General features: G+C 69.7%; 6 protein-coding genes. 5 read left to right on the forward strand and 1 reads right to left on the reverse strand.

All coding sequences use genetic code 11. The annotated features are described in order from the left end of the window. Nucleotides 1–6 precede the first annotated feature (6 nt). The gene (gene recO, locus DEIPI_RS0109510; protein ID WP_027481628.1) at nt 7–738 is read right to left on the reverse strand and encodes a DNA repair protein RecO; all 732 of its coding nucleotides are present in this window, start codon (nt 736–738) and stop codon (nt 7–9) included. Between the two features lie 133 nt (nt 739–871). On the opposite strand from recO, the gene DEIPI_RS0109515 reads away from it, so the two are divergent. From DEIPI_RS0109515 to DEIPI_RS0109535, 5 genes are all read left to right on the forward strand, one after another. Continuing rightward, nucleotides 872–1,237 carry a hypothetical protein gene (locus DEIPI_RS0109515; protein WP_027481629.1) on the forward strand — a complete coding sequence of 122 codons (366 nt, stop codon included), beginning with the start codon at nt 872–874 and terminating at the stop codon, nt 1,235–1,237. Between the two features lie 209 nt (nt 1,238–1,446). After that, the gene (locus DEIPI_RS0109520; RefSeq protein ID WP_027481630.1) at nt 1,447–1,926 is read left to right on the forward strand and encodes a GreA/GreB family elongation factor; all 480 of its coding nucleotides are present in this window, start codon (nt 1,447–1,449) and stop codon (nt 1,924–1,926) included. Nucleotides 1,927–2,027: 101 nt separating this feature from the next. Next, nucleotides 2,028–3,560: a lysine--tRNA ligase gene (gene lysS / locus DEIPI_RS0109525; protein ID WP_027481631.1), complete on the forward strand. Its 1,533-nt coding sequence runs from the start codon at nt 2,028–2,030 to the stop codon at nt 3,558–3,560. A 324-nt stretch (nt 3,561–3,884) separates the two neighbouring features. Continuing rightward, a complete protein-coding gene (locus DEIPI_RS29920; protein ID WP_084474118.1) occupies nt 3,885–5,201 on the forward strand; it encodes an ROK family transcriptional regulator in 1,317 nt (438 codons plus the stop codon). After that, entirely contained in the window at nt 5,198–6,451 is a 1,254-nt protein-coding gene (locus DEIPI_RS0109535) for an ABC transporter substrate-binding protein (RefSeq protein WP_027481632.1), read from the forward strand. The genes DEIPI_RS29920 and DEIPI_RS0109535 overlap by 4 nt, the downstream gene beginning before the upstream one ends. Nucleotides 6,452–6,600 lie beyond the last annotated feature (149 nt).

The raw sequence follows: 6,600 nt of genomic DNA on the forward strand, positions 1-6,600 counted from the left end.
GGGCGTCTAGACGGCCTGCATCGCCTCGTGCGGCAGGCCGCGCCACGAGCGCACCTCGCCGACGTGCAGGCCCACGAAGCGCTCCAGCGCGCGCCACAGGGACTGCCGCCGTTCGCCGCGCAGGGGACGCTCCATGAGGGTGCGGACCGTCTCGCGCGGCACGTCCCGCAGGAACGCCACCACGTCCGGCGCGAGCGCGGGAAGCTCCGCGCACGAGGCGCACACGAGGTGCCCGGTCAGCACGTCCGGGTGCGCGGGATCGGGCTTTCCGCAGCGGGCGCAGGTCACGGCGCGCGGCACGAAGCCCGCGAGGATCAGCAGCTTGAAGCCCATCACGAGCGCCACCCACTCCGGGTCCGCGTGGTGGCTGATGCCGCGCAGCGCGCCCGAGAACAGGTCGAAGGCCATCTCGGTGTGCTCGCCCTCCTGGTACAGCGCGTCCGCGAGTTCCGCCATGAGGTGCGCGTACCCGTAGCGCGCCGGGTCCGCGAGACGCGGCAGCGCGCCCTCCAGCGTCACCTGCTGCACGGTGGGCAGGTCGCTGCGGGGCGTCGCGTAGGTCTGCAGGGCGATGTGCTGGAAGAGGTTGAGTCGGCTCTGCAGGACGCCGCGCGCCCCGCCGCGCGCGATGGCCTTGAGCTTGCCGTGCGGGGTGAGCAGCGTCAGGATGACGTCGCCGCCCGTGGTGACGTGACGGCGCAGGACGATCCCGGAGCGGTTGCTGTGACGCGAGGACACGAGAGAAGTGTACCAGTCTCCGCTCAGGACCGACGTGACCGGGGCACGTTACGTTCACGGCGTAGCGATCCCGGGGCTCCAACGTGACCGGATACAGCGTCCAGAAGCGCCCGCGCGGCCTATACTCGGAGAGATGAAGAGCATCACCGAGCGAGACCTCCTGCACGAGCTGTTCCCCGAGACAGCTCGTGAACTCTTCGGCGAGGGGACCACGGCCCGCCCCACGCTCGGCCTGTACCCCATCGCCGACGGGCGTCTCGCGCTCGTCCGCCGCGAACGCCTCGTCGAACTCGAACCCATCGAGACCACCACCAAGAAGAACGCCTTCCACTGCGACCTCTGCCACGTCACCCGCAGCCGCGGCGAGGTCTCCGTGTACCGCGCGCACGTCGCGCCCCGCACGTACCGCTACGTCACCCTCTGCCTCGGCACCCAGCACTGCCTTGGCCGCGCCGGACACGCCGGGCTCAGCGGCCTCGCCGACCGTCTCCTCGACTGACCACGGCCACGGAACGCCCTCACTTCACCCTCCACGAGGCGTGAAGTGGGGAATATTTGCCCTGCCCTGACGGTTATGGCAGAATGTGACGACCAAATTCCACCCGGTCGCGAGCGCGGCCACCGCGAAGGGCCCGCGCACGCGCCCCTCCCGCGGCGGGCGAACCTCAGGACGGAACCAGGGGCGGAGCGAGGCACCGGAGGGCACCCGTGGCACGTGAAATCAAACTGACGCGCGAAGGCTACGACCGGCTGCAGAAAGCCCTGCAGCACGAACAGGACCGCCTCGTCGAGGCCACCCGCATCCTGCAGGAACAGATGGAGACCGCCGCCGACTACGAGGACACCGGCCTCGAGGACGCCAAGCGCGAGAAGATGAACATCGAGGCCCGCATCGAGGAACTCGAGGACACCCTCGCCCGCGCCACCGTCATGGCCGACCACGACGGCGACCGCGACCGAGCCGCCCTCGGCGCCATCATCGTCCTGTTCGACGAGAACCGCAACAAGGAAATGCGCGTCCAGCTCGTCAGCGCGCCCGAAGCGTCCGTCCTCGGCGGCGACCTCCCCAAGATCAGCGACGACTCGCCCGTCGGCACCGCCCTCATCGGCCGCAAGGTCGGCGAGACCTTCGTCGTGAACCTCGGCGCGCGTCAGGCCAAATACAAGGTCAAGTCCATCGAGTACTGAGCGGTCAGCAGTCAGTTCGGGTGGCGCCACATGAAGGCGTCGCCCCTCTGTTTGCTGACGGCTGTCAGCTGATCGCCGACGGCTTCCCCTATACTTTCCCAATGCAAGACGGCCCCACCGCCACGGAATCCCTCCACGAGCAGACGCTCGCCCGCCTGAAGAACCAGGAGGCGCTCGTCGCGGCCGGACGGGAAGCCCACCCCTACCGCTACCCCCGCACGCACGCCACCCGCGACGTGCTCGCCGCGCACCCCGACTCCCTCACGCCCGGCGACACCTGGGAAGGGGAGACCTACGCCCTCGCGGGCCGCGTCATGACCATGCGCGACATGGGCAAGGTCGCCTTCGTCAACCTCCAGGACGAGCACGGCACCCTCCAGCTGTTCCTGCGCAAGAACGACCTCGAGGACTACGCCCTCGTCAGGCACCTCGACCTCGGAGACATCGTCGGCGTCACCGGCCACCCCTTCGTCACGAAGACCGGCCAGCTCACCCTGCACGTCACCTCGTGGCAGCCGCTCGTCAAGAGCATGCACCCCCTGCCCAGCAAGTTCCACGGCCTCACCGACGAGGAACTGCGCGCCCGCCGCCGCTACCTCGACCTGATGGTCACGCCCGGCGCGAAGGAGAAGTTCCAGGCCCGCTCCCGCCTCATCCGCTCCATCCGCACCTTCCTCGACGAACGCGGCTTCATGGAGGTCGAGGGGCCCACCCTGCAGGCCATCGCGGGCGGCACCGAGGCCAAGCCCTTCCAGACGCACCACAACGCCCTCGGCCACGACTTCTACCTCCGCATCGCGCTCGAACTGCACCTCAAGCGCCTCCTCGTCGGCGGCTTCGAGAAGGTCTTCGAGATCGGCCGCGTCTACCGCAACGAGGGCATCGACCGCACCCACAACCCCGAGTTCACCATGCTCGAACTCTACTGGGCGTACGTCGACTACACCGACATCCTCGCCCTCGTCGAGGACCTCATGAGCGGCCTCGCGCGCGAGCTCCACGGCACCCACCTCATCCCCTACCAGGGCCGAACGCTGGACTTCAGCGCGCCCTTCGCCCGCGTCGACTACGTCGGCAGCCTCCGCGAACACGTGCCCGGACTCGACTTCGACCCGCTCGACCTCGGTCGGCTGCGCGCCTTCTGCGACGAACGCTACCCGCAGTGGAAGGGCGTCCCCGACTACAAGCTCCTCGACAAGCTCTTCGGGGAACACGTCGAACCCCTGCTCGTCAACCCCACCTTCGTGATGGACCACCCCCTCGCCATCAGTCCCCTCGCGAAGAAGCACCGGGACCGCGAGGGCGTCACCGAACGCTTCGAACTGTTCGCCAGCGGCTTCGAGCTCGCCAACGCCTTCAGCGAACTCAACGACGCCGCCGACCAGCGCCGCCGCTTCGAAGCGCAGAGCGCCCGCCGCGACGCCGGAGACGACGAGGCGCACGCGCAGGACGAGGACTTCCTCCTCGCCCTCGAGTACGGCATGCCGCCCGCCGGCGGCCTCGGCATCGGCATCGACCGTCTCGCCATGCTCCTCACCGACAGCGACAGCATCCGCGACGTCCTGCTCTTCCCGCTGCTGCGCCCCGAACACGGCCGCGCCCCCGGCAGCGACCCCAGCGCCGACGACAAGTAACGCGCCCGCGCAACACACCCCCGGCCTCGACCGGGGGTGATTTTTCTGGGGCGGCCCGGTCCTCCTGCCTGGGGCGTTGACGCGTCTCTCCACGTGTGGGAGTGGCCGTCCGCGCTTCGGCTGTGTACGGACCGGGGCGGCCCGGTCCTCATGCATAGGTCGTTGACGCGTCTCTGCGGGCCTGGGTGTAACCGCTTCCATTCATTTGTTCATTTGACAAACGAAATTGCTCAGCGTTAACGTCAGGTCAACGAACAGATGGATACCCGCGGCGCCCGCGCGCCGTTCGGCTCACTCACCGTCGCCTCCGGGCGAAGGAGGCTCATGACGCACGACGTGCTCGACCTCGCCGCGATCCGCGCGCAGCACACCCTGATGCTGCTGCGTGAACTGTGGCGCGAGGACGTCTCCCGCGCGGAGCTCTCCCGGCGGCTCGGCCTGTCTCGCAGCGCGATCAGCAGCATCGTCGCGGAACTGCAGGACGTCGGACTCGTCCACGAGGCCGGCAAGCAGACCGACCGGCCCGGCGTGGGGCGGCGCGCCACGATGCTCACCCTCGACGCGGGCGCCGCGCTGCTCGTCGGCGTGGACCTCGGCGCCCGGCACGTGCGCGTCGCGCTGCTCGACCTGCGCTGCCGCATCCTCGACGTGGAGGAACGGCCCCTCGACATCGCCCTCGGACCGCAGCACGTGTACGGCCGCGTCGACGAGCTCGTCCGGCTCGTCCTGGACCGTCACGGCGTGGAGGACGGCCGGGTCGCGATGATCGGCGTCGGCATTCCCGGCCCCGTGGATCACCACACGGGCCGCGTCGTGAGGCCGCCCAACATGCCCGGCTGGGACGACGAGCACGTCGCGCGCGAGCTCTCGCGGCGCTACCACGTGCCCGTCCACGTCGACAACGACGCGAACCTCGGCGCGCTCGCCGAGTGGCGCTTCGGGCAGCATCGCGGCACGAACGACCTCATCTACGTCAAGGCCGCCGCCGGGATCGGCGCGGGCATCCTGCTCGGCGGACGCCTGTACCGCGGCGCGCGTGGCGGCGCGGGCGAGATCGGGCACATCAGCATCAACGAGATGGGCCCGCGCGGACGCAGCGGCAACCCCGGCAGCCTGGAAAGCTACGCCGCCGCGCACACGATCCTCGCGAGCATGCGCGAGCGCCTGCGCGGCGTCCGCACGGCCCTCACGCGGGAGAGCAGCATCGGGGACCTCCTGCGGCTCGCCCACGAGGACCCCCTCGCGCGTGAGATCTGGCAGGACACCGGACGCCACCTCGGCGTGGCCATCACGACCGTCCTGAACCTCTTCAACCCGGCCGCCGTCGTGATCGGCGGGCAGCTCGCCGGGGCGGGCGCGCCCCTCCTCGACGCGATCCGCGAGGTCGTGCGCGAACGCGCCCTGCTGATCAGCCGCGACAGCGTCCACGTGAGCCTCTCGCACCTCGGGCCCGACGTGGGCGTCCTCGGCGCGGGCGCGCTGCTGCTGGAGGAACTCCTCACGCCGCGCGGGCTGCGCCACCTCTACCGCGTCGCGTCACGCGATGGGGCTCCGCGGGCGCCCCCCGCGCTCACGCCCGACCGTCCGGAACGTCGTCACGGCGCCCTCGTCGGCGCCACGCTCGAAAGGGAGGAAGTATGAAGAAGTCCGTACTGAAGCACGCCGCGCTGATGACCGCCATCCTCGTCGCGGGATCCAGCGCCCTCGCGCAGGGCAAGAAGGTCGAGTTCTTCTCGTGGTGGTCCGGTGACGAGGGCGTCGCCGCCAACGCCCTGTTCAAGCTCTTCGAGCAGAAGTACCCCGGCGTGAAGGTCGTGAACTCCGCCGTCGCGGGCGCCGCCGGAACGAACGCGAAGGCCGTCCTCAAGACCCGCATGCTCGGCGGCGACCCGCCGGACGCCTTCCAGGTGCACGCCGGGCAGGAACTGATCGGCACGTGGGTCGTGTCGAACCGCATGGAGGACCTCACGCCGCTCTTCAAGAGCGAGGGCTGGCTCACGAAGTTCCCGAAGGACCTCATTCCGCTGCTGTCCAGCAAGGGCGGCATCTGGAGCGTCCCCGTGAACGTCCACCGCTCCAACGTGATGTGGTTCGTGCCCGCCAACCTCAAGAAGTACGGCGTGACCGCGCCGAAGACCTGGGACGAGTTCCTCACGACCTGCCAGACCCTCAAGGGCAAGGGTCTCCAGACGCCCCTGTCCGTCGCGGGCGGCTTCGCGGAGCAGCACCTGTGGGAGAGCGTCGCGCTCGGCACGCTCGGCACGCAGGGCTGGAACGACCTGTTCTCCGGCAAGCTGAAGTTCACCGATCCCCGCGCCGTGAAGGTGTGGGACACGTACGGCAAGGTGCTCGACTGCGCCAACAAGGACATGGCGTCCCTGACGTGGCAGCAGGCGACGGACCGCGTCGTGAAGGGCCAGGCGGCCTTCAACGTGATGGGCGACTGGGCCGCCGGGTACATGAGCAGCACCCTCAAGCTCAAGCCCAACGTCGGCTTCGGCTGGGCGCCCAGCCCCGGCACGGCGGGCACCTTCATGTTCCTGAGCGACTCCTTCGGCCTGCCGAAGGGCGCCAAGGACCGCACGGAAGCGCTGAACTTCCTCAAGGTGCTCGGCAGCAAGCAGGGCCAGGACGTCTTCAACCCGCTCAAGGGCAGCATCGCCGCGCGTCTCGACAGCGACCTCAGCAAGTACAACGTGTACTCGCAGAGCGCCGCGAAGGACTGGAAGTCCAACAAGATCGTCGGGAGCCTCACGCACGGCGTCGTCGCGCCCGAGAGCTTCATGAACGACTTCGGCACCGTCATCGACACGTTCGTGAACGGCCGCAACGCGCAGGCCGCCGCCGCGCAGACGCAGGCCCTCGCGGATCAGGCCGGCATCGGCAAGTAACGCCCCCGGGGAGCGTGACCGCGCGGTCACGCTCCCTTTGCTTTTGTGGGGCCGCGCCCCACGTCCCGCGGAGGGAGTCATGACGTCCACCAGTTCCGCCCTTCGCCCCGCGCCGCGCGTCCCGCGCGCGCGAGGCGCCGCCCGACTGC

The organism is Deinococcus pimensis DSM 21231 (assembly GCF_000519345.1).
Classification (GTDB): Bacteria; Deinococcota; Deinococci; order Deinococcales; family Deinococcaceae; genus Deinococcus_A; species Deinococcus_A pimensis.